Annotated in this window: 12 protein-coding genes; 3 read left to right on the top strand and 9 right to left on the bottom strand. The window is 70.6% G+C overall.

All coding sequences use genetic code 11. The annotated features are described in order from the left end of the window. Position 1: 1 nt before the first annotated feature. The 7 genes from AB0L95_RS09100 to uvrC form a co-directional block, all read right to left on the bottom strand. Complete coding sequence (locus tag AB0L95_RS09100) at positions 2 to 1,213, bottom strand: phosphoglycerate kinase (protein ID WP_365159211.1); 1,212 nt, start codon at positions 1,211 to 1,213, stop codon at positions 2 to 4. A 162-nt stretch (positions 1,214 to 1,375) separates the two neighbouring features. Further along, positions 1,376 to 2,383: a type I glyceraldehyde-3-phosphate dehydrogenase gene (gene gap, locus AB0L95_RS09095; RefSeq protein WP_365159208.1), complete on the bottom strand. Its 1,008-nt coding sequence runs from the start codon at positions 2,381 to 2,383 to the stop codon at positions 1,376 to 1,378. A 227-nt stretch (positions 2,384 to 2,610) separates the two neighbouring features. After that, positions 2,611 to 5,565, bottom strand: coding sequence for a M14 family zinc carboxypeptidase (locus AB0L95_RS09090; protein ID WP_365159205.1), 2,955 nt, complete (start codon positions 5,563 to 5,565; stop codon positions 2,611 to 2,613). Between the two features lie 152 nt (positions 5,566 to 5,717). Continuing rightward, entirely contained in the window at positions 5,718 to 6,707 is a 990-nt protein-coding gene (gene whiA, locus AB0L95_RS09085) for a DNA-binding protein WhiA (RefSeq protein ID WP_365159203.1), read from the bottom strand. Continuing rightward, the gene (yvcK, locus tag AB0L95_RS09080; RefSeq protein WP_365159200.1) at positions 6,698 to 7,741 is read right to left on the bottom strand and encodes a uridine diphosphate-N-acetylglucosamine-binding protein YvcK; all 1,044 of its coding nucleotides are present in this window, start codon (positions 7,739 to 7,741) and stop codon (positions 6,698 to 6,700) included. The genes whiA and yvcK overlap by 10 nt, the downstream gene beginning before the upstream one ends. After that, complete coding sequence (rapZ, locus tag AB0L95_RS09075; protein ID WP_365159197.1) at positions 7,738 to 8,748, bottom strand: RNase adapter RapZ; 1,011 nt, start codon at positions 8,746 to 8,748, stop codon at positions 7,738 to 7,740. The genes yvcK and rapZ overlap by 4 nt, the downstream gene beginning before the upstream one ends. Further along, on the bottom strand, positions 8,745 to 10,781 hold the full coding sequence (gene uvrC, locus AB0L95_RS09070) for an excinuclease ABC subunit UvrC (RefSeq protein ID WP_365159194.1): 2,037 nt from the start codon (positions 10,779 to 10,781) through the stop codon (positions 8,745 to 8,747). The genes rapZ and uvrC overlap by 4 nt, the downstream gene beginning before the upstream one ends. Positions 10,782 to 11,233: 452 nt before the next feature. On the opposite strand from uvrC, the gene AB0L95_RS09065 reads away from it, so the two are divergent. Further along, entirely contained in the window at positions 11,234 to 12,190 is a 957-nt protein-coding gene (locus AB0L95_RS09065; protein ID WP_365159192.1) for a hypothetical protein, read from the top strand. A gap of 196 nt (positions 12,191 to 12,386) precedes the next feature. Here the strand turns inward: AB0L95_RS09065 and AB0L95_RS09060 are convergent, their stop codons facing one another. Next, entirely contained in the window at positions 12,387 to 12,815 is a 429-nt protein-coding gene (locus AB0L95_RS09060; protein ID WP_365159190.1) for a Rieske 2Fe-2S domain-containing protein, read from the bottom strand. A 207-nt stretch (positions 12,816 to 13,022) separates the two neighbouring features. On the opposite strand from AB0L95_RS09060, the gene AB0L95_RS09055 reads away from it, so the two are divergent. Both AB0L95_RS09055 and AB0L95_RS09050 read left to right on the top strand, forming a co-directional pair. Beyond that, complete coding sequence (locus AB0L95_RS09055; protein WP_365159187.1) at positions 13,023 to 14,129, top strand: LacI family DNA-binding transcriptional regulator; 1,107 nt, start codon at positions 13,023 to 13,025, stop codon at positions 14,127 to 14,129. After that, positions 14,126 to 15,037: a carbohydrate kinase gene (locus AB0L95_RS09050; RefSeq protein WP_365159184.1), complete on the top strand. Its 912-nt coding sequence runs from the start codon at positions 14,126 to 14,128 to the stop codon at positions 15,035 to 15,037. The genes AB0L95_RS09055 and AB0L95_RS09050 overlap by 4 nt, the downstream gene beginning before the upstream one ends. A gap of 64 nt (positions 15,038 to 15,101) precedes the next feature. Here AB0L95_RS09050 and uvrA read toward each other — a convergent pair whose 3' ends face one another. Next, positions 15,102 to 18,167, bottom strand: coding sequence for an excinuclease ABC subunit UvrA (gene uvrA, locus AB0L95_RS09045; protein WP_365159182.1), 3,066 nt, complete (start codon positions 18,165 to 18,167; stop codon positions 15,102 to 15,104). Positions 18,168 to 18,268 lie beyond the last annotated feature (101 nt).

The raw sequence follows: 18,268 nt of genomic DNA, 5'->3' as shown, positions 1-18,268 counted from the left end.
TTCAGTCCTCCAGTGCGGCGAGGCCGGGGAGCGTCTTGCCCTCGAGGTACTCGAGGGAGGCGCCGCCGCCGGTCGAGATGTGGCCGAACGCGGATTCGTCGAAGCCCAGGATGCGGACGGCCGCGGCGGAGTCGCCGCCACCGACCACAGTGAAGCCCTGGGAGTCGACGAGGGCCTGGGCGACCGCCTTGGTGCCCTCGGCGTAGTCGGGGTGCTCGAAGACGCCCATGGGGCCGTTCCAGAAGACGGTGGCGGCGTCGGCGAGCTTCGATGCATACAGCTTGCGGGTCTCCGGACCGATGTCCAGGCCCTCCTGGTCCGCCGGGATCGCGTCCGCGGCGACGACGGTGGGGTTGGCCGGGGCCTTGGTCTTCAGGTCCGGGAAGTCCGGCGAGACCAGCACATCCACGGGGAGGAGCAGCTCGACGCCGCGCTTCTCCGCACGCTCGATGTACTCGGTGACGGCCGGGATCTGGTCCTCCTGGAGGAGGGAGATGCCGACCTCGTAGCCCTTGGCCTTGAGGAAGGTGTACGCCATGCCGCCGCCGATGAGCAGCCGGTCGGCCTTGTCGAGCAGCTGGTCGATCACGGCCAGCTTGTCCGAGACCTTGGCGCCGCCCAGGACGACGACGTACGGGCGCTTGACGTCCTCGGTGAGCTTCGCCAGGACCTTGACCTCGGTGGCGATGAGGTAGCCGGCGTAGTGCGGCAGCCGGGCCGGGAGGTCGTAGACGGAGGCGTGCTTGCGGTGCACCGCGCCGAAGCCGTCACCCACGTACACATCGGCGAGGGCGGCGAGCCGGTCGGCGAACTCGCCGCGCTCGGTGTCGTCCTTGGAGGTCTCGCCGGGGTTGAAGCGCAGGTTCTCGATGACCGCGACCTGGCCCGGCTGGAGGCCGTTCACCGCGTCGTGGGCGGCGGGGCCGACGGTGTCCTGCGCGAAGGCCACGGGCGCGCCGAGCAGTTCGGCGAGGCGCTCGGCGGCGGGCAGCAGCGAGAACGCCGGGTCCGGGGCGCCCTTGGGGCGGCCCAGGTGCGAGGCGACAACCACCTTGGCGCCCCCCGCGGCGAGGGCCTTGACGGTGGGCAGGACGGCGCGGATACGGCCGTCGTCGGTGATGAGGCCGTCGGCCAGCGGGACGTTCAGGTCGGCGCGGACGAAGACCCGCCTGCCGTCCACGCCTTCGGCGAGAAGTTCGTCGATCGTCTTCATAGGGACTCCATGGAGAGGGCTCTTGATCGTACGAGGGCTGATCGTTGTGCACACAGGGGGCCCCGCTGTGCGCGGAGCCGCTCGCTGTACGTGAGTCAGGGCTCGGGCAGCGCGCGTGCGCTGCCCGAGCCCTGTTCTCACATCAGGTGCCTGCTTCGGCGATCAGAGCTGGTGGCCGACGAAGACCGTCAGGTCGACAAGGCGGTTGGAGTAGCCCCACTCGTTGTCGTACCAACCGATGACCTTCACGTTCTTTCCATCCTGGACCATGGTCAGGGAGGAGTCGAAGGTGCAGGACGCCGGGGCGTTGACGATGTCGGAGGAGACGATCGGGTCCTCCGTGTAGTCGAGCAGACCCTTCAGCTCGCCCTCGGCGGCCTTCTGGAAGGCGGCGTTGACCTCTTCCTTGGTGACCTCGCGGGAGAGCTCGACGACCAGGTCGGTGACCGAGCCGGTCGGGACAGGGACGCGCATGGCGATGCCGTCCAGCTTGCCCTTCAGCTGCGGCAGGACCAGGGCGGTGGCCTTGGCGGCACCGGTGGTGGTCGGGATGATGTTCTCGGCGGCGGCACGGGCGCGGCGCAGGTCCTTGTGCGGGAAGTCCAGGATGCGCTGGTCGTTCGTGTACGCGTGCACCGTGGTCATCAGACCCTTGACGATGCCGAAGTTCTCGTCGAGGACCTTCGCCATCGGCGCCACACAGTTGGTGGTGCAGGAGGCGTTGGAGATGACGTGGTGGTTCGCCGGGTCGTAGACGTCCTGGTTGACGCCCATGACGATGGTGACGTCCTCGTTCTTGGCCGGAGCCGAGATGATGACCTTCTTCGCGCCACCGGCGATGTGCTTCTCGGCGTCTTCCTTCTTGGTGAAGATGCCGGTCGACTCGATGACGATGTCGACGCCCAGCTCGCCCCAGGGGATGTCGGCCGGGTTGCGCTCGGACAGGACCTTGATGGTCTTGCCTCCGACGGTGATGGTGTCCTCGGTGTGGGACACCTCCTCCTTGAGGCGGCCGAGGATGGTGTCGTACTTCAGCAGGTGAGCCGTGGTCGCGGTGTCACCCAGGTCGTTGACAGCCACGATCTCGATGTCTGCACCCTGCTCCAGCAGCGCGCGGAAGTAGTTACGACCGATGCGGCCGAAGCCGTTGATTCCTACGCGGATCGTCACGAACCGATCTCCTCGTGGTACGCCGGCTTTCGACGCCGGCGAGCTTTATTTGGGATGTCCCCGACCGCCTACGACCCTACCTCCCTGAGGACCCCGGAGTGACATCGAGATGGCTCATACACGGCAGTGTGGTCCGTACCCGCCAGTAGGGGTACGGACCGCCCTGCCCCGAAGGCCCCATCACCCCTTCCGGCGATACGGAACCAACTGCCGTTGACTACAGGAGGTCAGCCGTCGAGCGCGGCGAGTGCCTTGCCGATCAACGCGGTCCGGTCGGCCGCCGAGACGATGTGTTCCAGGCCGAAGCCGAGAAGCACGGTGCGGTCCGTGGTGACCGCGCCGTAGGTCCGGAACAGCGCCCCGGTGCGCGCCCAGTCCCTGAGGACGGCGGGGCTGCCCGCGGGCGGGCCGGGCGCGCTCCAGGCGCCGAGGGACGTCTCGAAGCCCTCGGTCTCGGCGGCGCTGCCGCCGACGACGAGCGAGGCTTCGTCGGCGAGGACGCCTCGGCCGCCGGTGCTCGGGTCGGTGATATAGCTCAGCGAGACCTCGACCGTCCTGCCGGCGTAGGCGCTCAGGTCGAAGGCCACCTGCTGCCAGCCGTTCGAGGCGCCGGTGAGGCTGTGCCAGGCGCCGGTGGTGCCGGTCGCGGCGCAACCCCCTGCCGTCACGGTCAGATAGTGCTTCAGCCAGGGATGCTCGCCCACGAGGTACCCGGCCCCGCAGTCCGCCGGAACGGCGTCGCTCGTGGCGCCCCCGGCCTCCGGCAGCGTGGTCCAGTCGTCGGCCCCGAGGGTGTGGATCTCGGCCACGGCGTGGTCGTAGCCGGGCTCGGTGTCCCACAGCAGCCGGGTGCGCAGCGCGGGCCGGTCGGCGGCGGTCACCTTCGTGAGGTCGAGGGTGCGGGTGAGGCGCTTGTACGCGTCGTCGGTGTGGACGGCCGCCGCCATGGACGAGCCGGCGTAGGGCCCGTACGGGTTGACGGTGCCGGCGAACTGGCCCGCCCCGGCGCTCGCGAACTGGGGGTAGGTCCCGGCGGGCAGCTGGTCCGAGGTGATGCCGTAGGTGCCCGCCCTGTCCAGGGGGTTGCCGGGCGCTTCGCCGAGCGTCCCCGTGAATCCGTCGAGCGCGCCGGAGCCGGTGAATCCGGTGGCCCCCGGGGTCGAGGTGCGCGAGTAGGCGCCCAGGTAGTACTGGCTGAAGTCGTCCGAGAGAGTGCCGTCGCCGAGGTCGACGGCGCCACCCGCCTGCTCGCCCGCCTCGATCAGCCTGCCGCCCTCGTTGAGGAAGGCACGCAGCTGGAGCTGGGTGGCGTTGCCCGGGATGCCCGCGCCCGTGTAGTGGACGACCGTCCCGAAGTGGCCCAGCACGCCGAGCGCGTCGGGGGCGCCTTGGGTGGCGACGTCCCAGACGAGCGCCGTGCGGCCGCTCGCCCTCAGGGCGCCGACGTAGGTCCGCGCCCGAGTGGCCTTCGCGCCCTCCTCGGCGACCACGAGGACGTCCGCCTTCGGCCGGTCGGCCACGGTGTAGGTGAAGTGCGGGCTGGATGTCTTCCTGCCGCTCGCGGTCTCGCCGGTGAACCACACCTCGACCCGGTCGCCCCGGCCGCCGTCCTTCACCTCGGCCCGGTACTCGTCGAAGTAGAGGTTGTCCTCGCCGCCGTACGTCTCGCCGCCCTTCCAGGGCCGGAGTGCCATGTCCCGTGTACGGCCGCCGTTCACGCGGTACTTCAGTTCCTTGTCGCGCACCGACTTGCGGACGACGACGGAGACCTCCTGCTCCGCGCCGCGCGCGTAGGACGTGGGGAACGGGGCCGGGGTGAAGTCCGGCGCGTCGATGCCGACCGACGAGGAGGGCCGGTCGGGGTGGGAGGCGGTCTCGGCGACGGAGAGCGCGAACGGGACGTTCTTCTCGAACTCCTGCTGGATCAGCTTCTCGTCGTCGGGGAAGTTGAAGACCGACGCGCAGTCGGCCGCGTTCCAGGCGTCGTCCGGATCGGCGTTCGAGGCGGTCTGGCAGGTCGACATCTCGGGGGTGAACATCGCCATGCCGTTGACGTTGGCGGCATGGCCGTCCGCCTCGCCGTTCGTGGTGTACAACTCCGAGGAGACCTGGGAGTGGTAGCCGGGAATCGCCGGGTTGTCCGGGGTGCCGGCGAGCGCCTTGTACAGGACGTCGTCCGGGGTCGGCGTGGCCACCTGCCAGCCCACTCCGTACAGGAGCAGCTCGGCCGCCGAGTGGTAGTTGATGCCGTAGGTGAACCCGATGCGCTTCTCCAAGGCGTCCAGCGCACGGGTCTCGGGCTCCGAGGCGGGGCTCGGTCCGCGATAGGTCTGGCTGGTGGGGTTGGGGGACGAACCCTCGTCGTCGTAGCCCCACTTGTAGGCGAAGTTGCGGTTGAGGTCGACACCGTCGCCGACTCCGATGACGCCGTCGCCGTTGGCGTCCCGCAGGTTCTTGCGCCACAGGCGCGTGCCGGGGTCCTTGAAGGTGTAGTCGTAGCCGTCGGGGTTGGCCGAGAGCACGAACCACAGTTCCGTGGAGTCGACGATCTTCTTGATGCGCCGGTCGGTGGAGTAGTGGTCCAGGTAGTAGTGCATCAGCCGGCGGGTCATCTCCGGAGTGATCCACTCACGCGCGTGCTGGCCGGCCACGTAGAGCACGGAGTGCCGGGAGCCGTCCCGGGAGGTCTTCGCGTTCTTCGTCAGCTTGAGCGCGAGGATGTCCTGCCCGCGTACGGTCTTGCCGATGGAGACGACCTTCGTCAGACCGGGATGGCCCAGGCCGGTCGCGACGATCTCCTCCCCCAGGCCGCCCTTGCCGCTGTACGGGCGGAACACGCCCTGGGAGGCATCCTCGACCCGCTTCTCCGACTGGGCGGACAAGGTGTGCTCGGTGAGCGACACGCCCTGCTTCCTGAGCTTTCGGGCCTGCCGGCCGGTGAGGTAGACCTCGACGACGCTCCGCCCGTTCGCGGTCGTCCGCTGCCCGAGTTCACGGCCGTCCTGTCCGGCCTGGAGCAGCAGGGGTATCTGCTTCCGGGTGATGTCGGCCCGGTAGACCCCGACCTCGTCCGGGTCGGGCGCCGGGGACGTACCGGTCTGCGCCTGGGCTATGGGTGCGAGACCCGCTCCGCCGAGCAGGAGTGCGCCGACGGCGAGGATCGATCTCGCTCTCTGTCTCATGGACCCCCCTAGCAGTGGCTCGCCACGGCGGCGAGCACGTGCCAGGCTCATGACAATTCATGATCGAGTCAAGAGCGCCCCAAGGACACATAAACAGACCGGTGCCGACGCCCCGAGCGGGCGTCGGCACCGGTCTGCCGGGGGCGTGTACGTCAGCCCGCCAGGTTGTCCGCCATCTCCTCGCTGAGGTTGGACTCCGTCCCCGGGATCCCCAGGTCCGCGGCGCGCTTGTCGGCCATCGCCAGCAGTCGGCGGATACGCCCCGCGACCGCGTCCTTGGTCAGCGGCGGGTCGGCAAGGGCGCCCAGCTCCTCCAGGGAGGCCTGCTTGTGCTCCATGCGCAGACGCCCCGCCGCCGCGAGATGCTCGGGAACCTCCTCGGCGAGGATCTCCAGGGCACGGGCGACACGCGCGCCGGCGGCGACGGCGGCACGGGCCGAGCGGCGCAGATTGGCGTCGTCGAAGTTGGCGAGGCGGTTCGCCGTGGCCCTGACTTCGCGGCGCATCCGCCGCTCCTCCCAGGCCAGCACGGACTCGTGCGCGCCGAGCCGGGTCAACAGCGCACCGATCGCGTCACCGTCCCGGACGACGACGCGGTCCACACCCCGTACCTCCCGGGCCTTGGCGGCGATCGACAGCCGACGGGCGGCGCCGACCAGTGCGAGAGCGGCCTCCGGGCCGGGGCAGGTCACCTCCAGGGACGACGAGCGGCCGGGCTCCGTCAGCGAGCCGTGCGCCAGGAACGCGCCGCGCCAGGCCGCCTCGGCGTCACAGGTGGCCCCCGAGACCACCTGCGGGGGCAGGCCGCGGATCGGGCGGCCGCGGCCGTCCACCAGGCCGGTCTGCCGGGCCAGCTGGTCGCCGCCGCCCACCACGCGCACCACGTAGCGGGAACCGCGGCGCAGGCCGCCGGGTGCCATCACGATCAGTTCGGAACTGTGGCCGAAGATCTCCAGGATGTCCCGCTTGAGACGCCGGGCCGCCATCGCCGTGTCCAGCTCCGCCTCGATCACGATGCGTCCGCTGACCAGGTGCAGTCCTCCCGCGAACCGCAGGATCGCCGAGACCTCCGCTTTTCTGCAGCAGGTCCGGGTGACGGGAAGCCGGGAGATCTCGTCCTTCACCGCTGCCGTCATCGCCATGGGCCGATCCTTCCATGCATCCGAAAAATACGGTCGTACGCGGCGGCCAGCAGCTCCGGGTCGTGCCGCGGGGTTCCGTCGGTACGAGCGACCGGCGCCAGCTCGACCGCTGCGCCGAACCGCTTGGCGGCCTCGGTCAACGAGGCGCGGTCGGGCACCGCGGCCTGGTCGGCCAGCACCACGTCCAGGGCGAGTTTAGGGGCGTGTCGTCCCAAAACCTCCAAATGACGCTGCGGGGAGAACCCTTCGGTCTCACCCGGCTGCGGCGCGAGGTTCAAGGAGAGCACCCGACGAGCCTTGGTCTCCATGAGCGCGTCCAGGAGCTCGGGCACGAGCAGATGCGGGATCACGGAGGAGAACCAGGAGCCGGGACCGAGCACCACCCAGTCCGCGTCCAGGACCGCGGCGACGGCCTCCGGGACGGCCGGCGGGTCGGGCGGCACGAGGTGCACCGACTGCACCTCTCCCCGGGTGAGCGCGACGGTCGCCTGTCCCCGTACGGTGCCGACCTCGTCCGGGTGCTCCGGGTCGTGGCCCTTGACCAGGGCCTCGAGTTCCAGGGGGACGGCGGACATGGGCAGGACCCGGCCGTGGGCGCCGAGGAGCCTGCCGACCAGGTCGAGGGCCTGCACATGGTCGCCGAGCTGCTCCCACAGGGCGACGATCAGCAGATTGCCGACCGCGTGGTCGTGCAGATCGCCCCGGGAGTGGAAGCGGTGCTGGATGACACGGGCCCAGGTCTGGCCCCAGTCGTCGTCGCCGCACAGGGCGGCCAGCGCCTTGCGCAGGTCGCCCGGCGGCAGCACGCCCAGCTCGTCGCGCAGGCGCCCGCTGGAGCCGCCGTCGTCGGCGACGGTGACGACGGCGGTGAGGTCGCCGGTGATCCGGCGCAGAGCGGCGAGCGAGGCGGACAGGCCCATGCCGCCGCCGAGGGCGACCACCTTGGGCTGGGTGCCGCGGCGGCGCGCCCGGCCGCCGCGTCCCTCGGGCGCCACTCGGCGCAGCCTGCTCAGCCGCAGAGTACGTCCGGTCACTCGCGCCCCATGTCCCGGTGCACGACCACGGTCTCCACGCCCTCGGAGGCCAGACGAGCGGCCAGCTTCTCGGACATGGCGACGGAACGGTGCTTGCCCCCCGTGCAGCCGATGGCGATCGTCACATAGCGCTTGCCCTCACGCCGGTACCCGGCCGCAATGAGCCGGAGCAACTCGGCGTACCGGTCGAGGAACTCCTTGGCGCCGGGCTGGTTGAAGACATACGCGGCGACCTCCTCGTTGAGGCCGGTGTAGGGGCGCAGCTCCGGGACCCAGTGCGGGTTGGGCAGGAAGCGCATGTCCGCGACCAGGTCGGCGTCGACCGGCAGGCCGTACTTGAACCCGAAGGACATGACGGTGGCCCGCAGCTCGGGCTCCTCGTCGCCGGCGAACTGGGCGTCCATCTTGGCGCGCAGCTCGTGCACGTTCAGGCTGGAGGTGTCGATCACCAGGTCGGCGTCGCCGCGCAGCTCGCGCAGCAGCTCGCGCTCGGCGGCGATCCCGTCGACGATGCGGCCGTCCCCTTGCAGCGGATGCGGCCTGCGAACCGACTCGAAGCGGCGGACCAGGGCCTCGTCGGAGGACTCCAGGAAGACGATTCGCCGGGTGACGTGCTTGGCCTCCAGGTCGGCCAGGGACTCGCGGAGGTTGTCGAAGAAACGCCGGCCGCGGACATCCACGACGACCGCGATCCGGGCGACGTTGCCCTGGGAGCGGGCGCCCAGTTCCACCATGGTGGGGATCAGCGCGGGCGGCAGGTTGTCGACGACGAACCAGCCGAGATCCTCCAGACACTTGGCGGCCGTCGAACGGCCGGCGCCGGACATGCCGGAGATGATCACCAGTTCGGGGATGCCCGTGTCGGCGGCCCCGGCTGTTTCACTGCCCGTACTCACCTGTGCTCCGTTTTCCTGGACCGTCGCCTGCGTCCGGTCCTCGCTCGCCTCGCTCGGGGCGGTCTCGCCCTGGGCTGAGCGTTCTTCTGCGCGCTGGTCGTGCTCGGTCATGTCTCCTGCCCCCGTCGCTCGTCCGGGGCACCCGCGGACACGGGCTCCCCGGGGAAACCCGGCATCGTCCCGGATTCTTCCTCTTCCATGATCTCTCCAGTCGCCGTGTTCACGGCGGGTGCGGCCGGAGCCGCCTGGGCGAGGGCCACGGCGATCGTCTCGGCCGTCTTGCGGCCGATCCCGGGGACCTCCTGAATCTGGTCGATTGTCGCGGATCGCAGCTTTTTCACCGAGCCGAAATGCTTCACGAGCGCCTGTTTCCGGGTCTCGCCGAGCCCCGGCACCTCGTCCAGGGGACTCGACCGGACACGTTTGGCCCGCTTGGTGCGCTGATAGGTGATCGCGAAGCGATGGGCCTCGTCCCGGACGCGCTGGAGCAGATACAGACCCTCGCTGGTACGGGGCAGGACCACCGGGTCGTCCTCGTCCGGCAGCCAGACCTCCTCCAGGCGCTTGGCGAGACCGCACACGGCGATGTCGTCGATGCCCAGGTCGTCCAGGGCCCGCCGGGCGGCGGCGACCTGCGGCTGTCCGCCGTCGACCACCACGAGCTGCGGCGGGTAGGCGAACCGCCTCGGCCGCCCGTCGTCCTCGGTCAGGGCGATCTCACCGTCCGCCCACTCCCCGGTCTTCTCCTTCTCCGCCAGGTAGCGCCTGAAGCGGCGGGTGATGACCTCGTGCATGGAGCGGACGTCGTCCTGGCCCTCGAAGCCCTTGATCTGGAAGCGGCGGTACTCGCTCTTGCGCTGGAGTCCGTCCTCGAAGACGACCATGGAGGCCACCACGTCCTCACCCTGGAGGTGCGAGATGTCGTAGCACTCGATCCGCAGCGGGGCGCTGTCCAGGCCCAGGGCCTCGGCGATCTCCTCCAGGGCGCGGGAGCGGGTGGTCAGGTCGGAGGCACGCTTGGTCTTGTGCAGGACGAGCGCCTGCTGGGCGTTGCGCTCCACGGTCTCCATGAGCGCCTTCTTGTCGCCGCGCTGGGGGATGCGCAGCGACACGTTGGAGCCGCGGCGGCCGGTGAGCCAGTCCTGGACCGGCTCTATGGGGTCGGGCAGCGCGGGGACGAGGACCTCCTTGGGCACGGAGTCGCCCGTCTCCTCGCCGTAGAGCTGCTGGAGGGCGTGCTCGACGAGGGCGCCGGTGGTGACGTCCTCCACCTTGTCGGTGACCCAGCCCCGCTGACCGCGCACGCGCCCGCCGCGCACATGGAAGATCTGCACGGCCGCCTCCAGCTCGTCCTCGGCGACCGCGATGAGATCGGCGTCGGTCGCGTCGGTGAGCACGACCGCGTTCTTCTCCATGGCCTTCTTCAGGGCCTCGATGTCGTCGCGCAGCCGGGCGGCCCGCTCGTACTCCATGTCCTCGGCGGCCTCCGTCATCTGCTTCTCCAGACGGCGGAGGTACGCGCCCGTACGGCCGGCCATGAAGTCGCAGAACTCCTCGGCCAGTTCGGTGTGGTCCTCGGGCGAGATCCGGCCGACGCAGGGCGCGGAGCACTTGCCGATGTAGCCGAGCAGACAGGGGCGGCCGGTGCGGGCGGCGTTCTTGAAGACGCCCGCCGAGCAGGTACGCACGGGGAACACGCGCAGCAGCAGGTCCACGGTGTCGCGGATCGCCCACGCGTGGGAGTACGGTCCGAAGTAGCGCACGCCCTTGCGCTTCTGGCCGCGCATCACCTGCACGCGCGGGAACTCCTCGTTCATCGTCACCGCGAGGTAGGGGTAGCTCTTGTCGTCGCGGTACTTGACGTTGAACCGGGGGTCGAACTCCTTGATCCAGGTGTACTCCAGCTGCAGGGCCTCGACCTCGGTGGACACCACGGTCCACTCCACGGACGCGGCCGTGGTGACCATGGTGCGGGTGCGCGGGTGGAGGCCCGCCAGGTCCTGGAAGTAGTTCGCCAGGCGCTGGCGCAGGCTCTTCGCCTTTCCGACGTAGATCACCCGGCGGTGCTCGTCCCGGAACCTGTAGACCCCGGGAGAGTCCGGGATCTCGCCCGGCTTGGGTCGGTAGCTGGAGGGGTCGGCCATGTCTCACACCCTACTGGCGGGGGCCGACAGCGCGGCGCCCCTGTGGACAACCACCGGCGGGATCCCGCCCCGGCCTCGCGAGGCCGTCCGGCCCGCCCGGTCGCCCTCTTCAAGGCGGCGCGCCGGCGCGGAGTCGCCGTCCGGCCGGATCGCGGGGGCCGGCCTTGTCGGCCACACGCGCGCAGAGCCCCCGGCAGTCCGTTCTCGACACCTCCGCACAGCAGTCGGTGATCGCTCCACCGCAGCGGGTACAGCCTTCGGCCATGGTCCGCCGTCCATCGGGGCTCAGGTGTTGTCGGGGCTTGGTCAACACGCTTCAATGCGGGAAAACTTCGGGCCGCCGCCGGAGAGGTTCGCTTGTGAACGGACCTCACACGCCTCCGGCGCGGCCCGGTACGACCCCGCGCGCGGTCCGACCAGCCGCCGCGCACCTTCACAGAAAGGCCCCCTGTATGCGGCACGGCACACAGCACGCGGACGTCGTTCCGATCGTTCCGGCGGAGTTGGCGGCAGCCCTGCGCGGCGGCCCCTTCCATGTCGCGCTGCGCGCCGCGATCGCCGCCCGCGGACTGCCACTGCAGCGCGTGCAACACCATCTGTCGCGGTACGGGGTCAGGGTCGGGGTGACGAGCCTGAGCTACTGGCAGCAAGGGGCGCGCCGCCCCCAGCGCCCCGAGTCCCTGCGCGCCGTACGGGCCCTGGAGGAGATCCTCCAGCTGCCCGACGAGTCGCTCATCCGGCTGCTCGTCGAGTCCGCCGAGCCCACCGGCCCCGACCGTCCCACGGGCCGGTCCTACCGCTCCCTGGTGGAGGCCTCGGACGTACTGGAGCGGCTCCTCGCCGAGCTGGAGGCGCCGCTCGACAGCGGACTGCACATCATCGGCCATCAGGACCACGTCCGTATCGGCGCGCGCCGCGAGCTGCTCGCCAGGGAGTCCCAGCACATCGTGCGTGCCCATACGGACGGTGTGGACCGCTATCTCGCCGTCCACCACGGCGACCCGGGGTGCGCCCCCGAACGGATCGCGGTGCACGCGCTGGAGAACTGCCGCACCGGCCGGGTGCGCTGGCACCGCGACACCGGCATCCTCGTCGCCGAACTGCTCTTCGACACCCGGCTGCACACTGGCGATACGTTTCTCTTCCGCTACGCCTTCGAGGACGGCACCGCCGGCGCGTCCTGTGAATACGTCCGCGGGTTCGGCCTGGCGGGCGGGCAGTACGCACTTCAGGTGCGCTTCGACGAGGAGGCGCTGCCGGTGCGCTGTCACCGGTTCAGCCAGCACAACCCCGCCGCCCCCCGCAGCGGCCGCCAGGAGCTGCGGCTGAGCGGCAGCCACCGCTCGGTGCACCTGGTGGAGCCGAGGGTGCGGTCGGGGATGGTGGGGATCGGGTGGGACTGGGAATGATACGAAGCCGCTGAGCCCTCGGGCCCGGTGAGCCTGCTGGACCGTCGGGCGGGCGGGGGCGCTGGCCCCTCGGCCGCGCAGGCGCGCTGGACCGTCGGCCGGGCAGGCGCGCTGGCCCTTCGGCCGGCCAGGGGCGGACCTTGGGCGAGCGGGCGGGCGCGTCGTGACCTCGGTCGGGGGCGGGCCCGTCCGCTGGTCAGGCCGTCGGGCCTGCCACGATCCGGCCGTTCTTCACCTCGACGGACAGCTCGTGCAGCGGCTCGGTGGCCGGGTCCTGCACCACCTTGCCCGTGACGGCGTCGAACCGGCTTCCGTGGCAGGGACAGACCAGCGTCGTGCCCGCCAGCTTGTTGATGGCGCATCCCGCGTGCGTGCAGATGGTGCTGTACGCCTTCAAAGAGCCGTTCGCGGCGCGGCTCACGACGACGTTCTCGTCCCGGTACAGCTTCGCGCCTCCCACGGGGACCTCGCTCTCGGGTCCGAGCGCGACCGGGGCGGTGGGCGTGGCCGGCGTCGCGCCGGAGTCACCGCCGGGCGAACAGGCCGCGAGTCCCAGCCCGGCGACCGGGGTGAGCGCCGCCCCGCGCAGGACGGTACGACGGCTCGCGGAGGGACGGGCGGCCATGAGATCTCCACTGGTCAGGGGGCGCTGCACACCGGACGGGTGACGGGCCGACGATACCGGTGGCGGACATTCCACCCACGACCGGGGCGGCGGGCTCGGCGCCGAGTGCCGAGTGCCGAGTGCCGAGTCAAACGCTCGCGTAAGCGTTTACGTCGGGCCGCCGAATGGGATACGTTCCCGCCCTGACGGCCTGAGAAGGGGGACACGTTGGCAACGATGGCCGATGTCGCACGGAGCGCGGGTGTGTCCGTCGCGACCGTCTCCCACGTTCTGAACGACACCCGCCCGGTTCTGCCCCACACCCGCCAGGCGGTGCTGGACGCCATCGACGAGCTGGGCTACACCCCGAACACGCTCGCCCGCTCCCTGGTGACCTCCCGTACCCGGTCCATCGGGCTCGCGGTGTCGGCCATCAGCAACCCGTACTTCACGGAGATCCTCCAGGGTGTCGAGGCCCGCGCCCGGGAGCACGGCTACGGTCTGCTCATCGCCGATCCGCACGACGACCCGGAGCACGAGCGCGATGTCGTCCGGCTCCTGCACGAGCGCCGGGTCGACGGTGTGATCGTCGCCCCCTCCGCGGACCCGCGCGGCGTCCTCGCCCTTCTCGCACGCCACCGCGTCCCGACGGTGTTCCTCGACCGCCTGGTCTCTCCTGCCCCTGCTCCTGCGCCTGCGCCTGCGCAGGAGGACACCGCGGGCATCCCCACAGGGGACGAGGACACCCACGGCCCCTTCCGCTTCGACCAGATCTGCGCCGAGAACGCCGCCCCCATGGCCCGCCTGGTCACCCATCTCGCCGGACTCGGCCACCGGCGGATCGGCCTGGTCGCGGGTCTGCCCGGCTTCAGCACCACGACCGAGCGGATCAACGGGTACCGGCACGGACTCGCGGCCGCCGCACTCCCCCACGACGAGCGGCTGATCGTTCATGGCGACTCCGCGGCGGAGGGCGCTCAGCGCGCCACGGCCGCCCTGCTGTCGCTCGCCGCACCGCCCACGGCCCTGGTCACCGCCAACAACGCGATGACCATCGGAGCGCTGCGGGCGCTGCGGGATCACGGACTGTCCGTACCGGACGACCTGGCGCTCGTCTGTTTCGACGACTTCGCCTGGGCCGATCTGTTCTCGCCCCGGCTCACCGCCGTCGCCCAGCCCAGCACAGAGATCGGCGCGGAGGCCGTACGGCTTCTGCTGGAGCGTCTCGACGCGCCGGACCGCCCCTCCCGCACCGTGCGGCTCCCCTGCGCCTTCGTACACCGCACCTCGTGCGGATGCCCCGACACCCATTCCGCGAAGGGAACCGTCTCGTGATCGTCGTCGCCGGTGAGGCCCTGATCGACCTGGTCCCGCAGCATGCGGGCGCCCTCGCACCGCTGCGGCCGGCGCTCGGCGGCGGCCCCTACAACACCGCCGTGGCCCTCGGCCGGCTCGGCTCCCCGGCAGCCTTCTGCTCCCGTCTGTCCTCCGACTCCTTCGGAGAGGCCCTGCTCGACGGGCTGCGCGCGGCGGGCGTGGACGTGTCGGCGGTGCGGCGGGGCCCGGAGCCGACCACCCTGGCCGTCGCCACGATCGACGACCACGGCTCGGCCGCGTACTCCTTCTACGTCGACGGCAGTGCCGACCGGCTGTTCACGGCACCGGAACGCCTGCCGCACGACACGCGGGCGGTCTCGTTCGGCACCTGTTCCCTGGTTCTGGAACCGGGGGCGAGCGCCTACGAGGAGCTGATGCGCCGCGCCGCCGCCCAGGGCGTCTTCACCGCTCTCGACCCGAACATCCGCGCGGGCCTGATCCCGGACCCCGACGCCTACCGGGCCCGCTTCAAGAGCTGGCTGCCGTCGGTGTCCCTGCTCAAGCTCTCCGCCGAGGACGCTCAGTGGCTGGGCGGCACCCCGCGGGAATGGCTGGCCTCCGGGCCGTCCGCGGTGGTGATCACCCACGGGGGCGACGGGATGACGGCCTTCACCCGCGACGGAGCGGAGCATTCGGTGCCAGGGGTGCCGGTCGAGGTCGTGGACACCATCGGTGCCGGTGACACGGTGAACGCGGCGCTGCTGCACGGCTTGGCCGCGCGCGACGCCCTTTCCCCGGAGGCGGCGGCCGCCCTGGACGCCGACGACTGGCGTGAGCTGCTGCGCTTCGCAGCCCGTGCCGCGGCGGTCACCTGCTCGCGGGCCGGCGCGGAACCGCCGTACGCGTCCGAGCTGACCGCCCCGTAGCGCGCACGTCCAACGCGCGGCGCCCCGCGGGGAGTTCCGCGGGGCGCCGGGTTTCCTACGGGGTTCAGGCCTTGCGTGCCCGCGTGGTCTTCTTCGCGGGTGCCGCCTTCTTCGTGGCGCCGACGGCCTTCTTGGCCGCCGTGTTGTTGACGGTCTTCACAGTCTTGGCCGGCGCGGTCTTCTTCACCGTCCGGGCCGTCGCCGTCTTCCTGGCCGTCGACGTGGCCGCGACCGCCTTGGCCGCCGTCGCCTTGCGCGGCGCCTTCACCGAGGCCGCGTCGCTGACGCGGTCCGCGCCGAGGACCTCGCGCAGGAACTTGCCGGTGTGGCTGGCCGACTCCCCCGCGACCTCTTCGGGCGTGCCCTCGGCGACCACGAGACCGCCGCCCGCACCGCCCTCGGGACCCATGTCGACGATCCAGTCGGCGGTCTTGATGACGTCGAGGTTGTGCTCGATGACGATGACCGTGTTGCCCTTGTCGACCAGTCCGCCGAGCACCGTGAGCAGCTTGCTGATGTCCTCGAAGTGCAGACCGGTGGTCGGCTCGTCCAGCACATAGACCGTGCGTCCGGTGGACCGCTTCTGCAGCTCGCTGGCGAGCTTCACACGCTGGGCCTCACCACCGGACAGGGTGGTCGCGGACTGGCCGAGGCGGACGTAGCCGAGACCGACGTCGTGCAGCGTCTTCAGATGGCGGGAGATCGCCGGCACCGCCTCGAAGAAGTGCATGGCCTCCTCGATCGGCATGTTCAGGACCTCGGCGATGGACTTGCCCTTGTAGTGGACCTCCAGGGTCTCCCGGTTGTAACGGGCGCCGTGGCAGACCTCGCACGGGACGTAGACGTCCGGGAGGAAGTTCATCTCGATCTTGATGGTGCCGTCGCCCGCGCAGTTCTCGCAGCGGCCGCCCTTGACGTTGAAGGAGAAGCGGCCCGGCTGGTAACCGCGGACCTTCGCCTCCGTGGTCTCGGCGAACAGCTTGCGGATGTGGTCGAAGACGCCGGTGTACGTCGCCGGATTGGACCGCGGGGTGCGGCCGATGGGCGACTGGTCGACATGTACGACCTTGTCGACGAGGTCGTCGCCGTCCACGCGCGTGTGCCGCCCGGGAACGTTCCTCGCGCCGTTCAGCTCACGGGCGAGGTGGGTGTAGAGGATGTCGTTGACCAGCGTCGACTTTCCGGAGCCGGACACACCGGTGACGGCCGTGAACACGCCCAGCGGGAAGGACACGTCGATGTCCTGGAGGTTGTTCTCCCGGGCGCCGTGCACCGTGAGCTGCCGGGACGGGTCGCGCGGGCGTCGGATGTCGGGCAGCGGGATCGACTTCTTGCCCGAGAGGTACTGTCCGGTCTGCGACTCGTCGTTGGCGAGCAGCTCCTTCAGGGAGCCGCTGTGCACGACGTTGCCGCCGTGCTCGCCCGCGCCGGGGCCGATGTCGACGACCCAGTCGGCGACCTTGATGGTGTCCTCGTCGTGCTCGACGACGATGAGCGTGTTGCCCATGTCGCGGAGACGGACCAGGGTCTCGATCAGCCGGTGGTTATCGCGCTGGTGCAGGCCGATGGAGGGCTCGTCGAGGACGTACAGGACGCCGACGAGTCCGGAGCCGATCTGGGTGGCCAGGCGGATGCGCTGGGCCTCGCCGCCGGAGAGGGTGCCGGCCGCGCGGTTCAGCGACAGATAGTCCAGGCCGACGTCGACCAGGAACCGCAGCCGTTCGTTGACCTCCTTGAGGACCCGCTCGGCGATCTTCTTGTCACGGGCGTCGAGCCTGAGCTTGCCCAGGAAGTCCGCGCAGTCGCTGATCGACATCGCGGAGATCTCGGCGATCGACCTGTCCATGATCGTGACCGCGAGGACGATCGGCTTGAGCCGGGTGCCCTCACAGGTGGGGCAGGGCACCTCGCGCATATAGCCCTCGAAGCGCTCCCGGCTGGCGTCGCTCTCGGCCTCGCTGTGGCGGCGCTTCACAAAGGGGACGGCGCCTTCGAACGGCGTCGTGTACACGCGCTCGCGGCCGTACCGGTTGCGGTAGCGGACCTCGATCTGCGTCTTGTGGCCGTAGAGCAGCGCCTTCTTGGCGCGCTGCGGCAGGCCCGCGAAGGGGATGTCGGTCCGGAAGCCGAGGGCGTCCGCGAGGGCGCCGATGAGACGGCCGAAGTAGTCCTTGGTGTGCCCGTGCGACCAGGGGTGGATGGCGCCCTCGTCGAGGGTCTTCTCCTCGTCCGGGACGATCAGCTCGGGGTCGACCTCCATCCGCGTGCCGATGCCGGAGCACTCGGGACAGGCGCCGAAGGGCGAGTTGAAGGAGAAGGAGCGGGGCTCCAGCTCCTCGAAGGACAGGTCGTCGTACGGGCAGTACAGGTGCTCCGAGTACATGCGCTCGCGCTCGGGGTCGTCCTCGGGGAGGTCGACGAAGTCGAGCACGACCATGCCGCCGGACAGTCCGAGCGCGGTCTCCACGGAGTCGGTGAGACGGCGCTTGGCGGAGTCCTTGACCGTGAGGCGGTCGACGACCACCTCGATCGTATGCTTCTCCTGCTTCTTCAGCGTGGGCGGATTCGTCAGCTGGACCGTCTCGCCGTCCACCCGGGCACGGCTGTAACCCTTGGTCTGGAGGTCGGCGAACAGATCGACGAACTCTCCCTTGCGCTCGCGCACCAGCGGCGACAGCACCTGGAAGCGGCTGCCCTCCGGCAGCTCCAGGACCCTGTCGACGATGGCCTGCGGCGACTGGCGGGAGATCGGGCGGCGGCACTCCGGGCAGTGCGGCTTGCCGATGCGCGCGAACAGCAGCCGCAGGTAGTCGTAGACCTCGGTGATCGTGCCGACCGTGGAGCGCGGGTTGCGCGAGGTCGACTTCTGGTCGATCGACACCGCCGGCGAGAGGCCCTCGATGAAGTCGACGTCCGGCTTGTCCATCTGGCCGAGGAACTGCCGGGCGTACGAGGACAGCGACTCCACGTAGCGCCGCTGCCCCTCGGCGAAGATCGTGTCGAAGGCCAGCGAGGACTTGCCCGACCCCGACAGGCCCGTGAAGACGATGAGCGAGTCGCGCGGCAGGTCGAGCGAGACATTCTTCAGATTGTGCTCGCGCGCGCCACGGACGATGAGACGGTCGGCCACGCCGGTCCGCACCTTTCTTGAGAGAAGCGACAGGAGCCGGGGCCCCCGTGCTTTCTCAGACTAGGGGGAGCCACTGACAACGCCGGTCGGATTCCTGGGTT

Source organism: Streptomyces sp. NPDC052036 (assembly GCF_040680495.1).
Classification (GTDB): domain Bacteria; phylum Actinomycetota; class Actinomycetes; order Streptomycetales; family Streptomycetaceae; genus Streptomyces.
The sequence above is the reverse complement of the archived record's forward strand: the minus strand, read 5'-3'. Positions and strand labels throughout refer to the sequence as shown.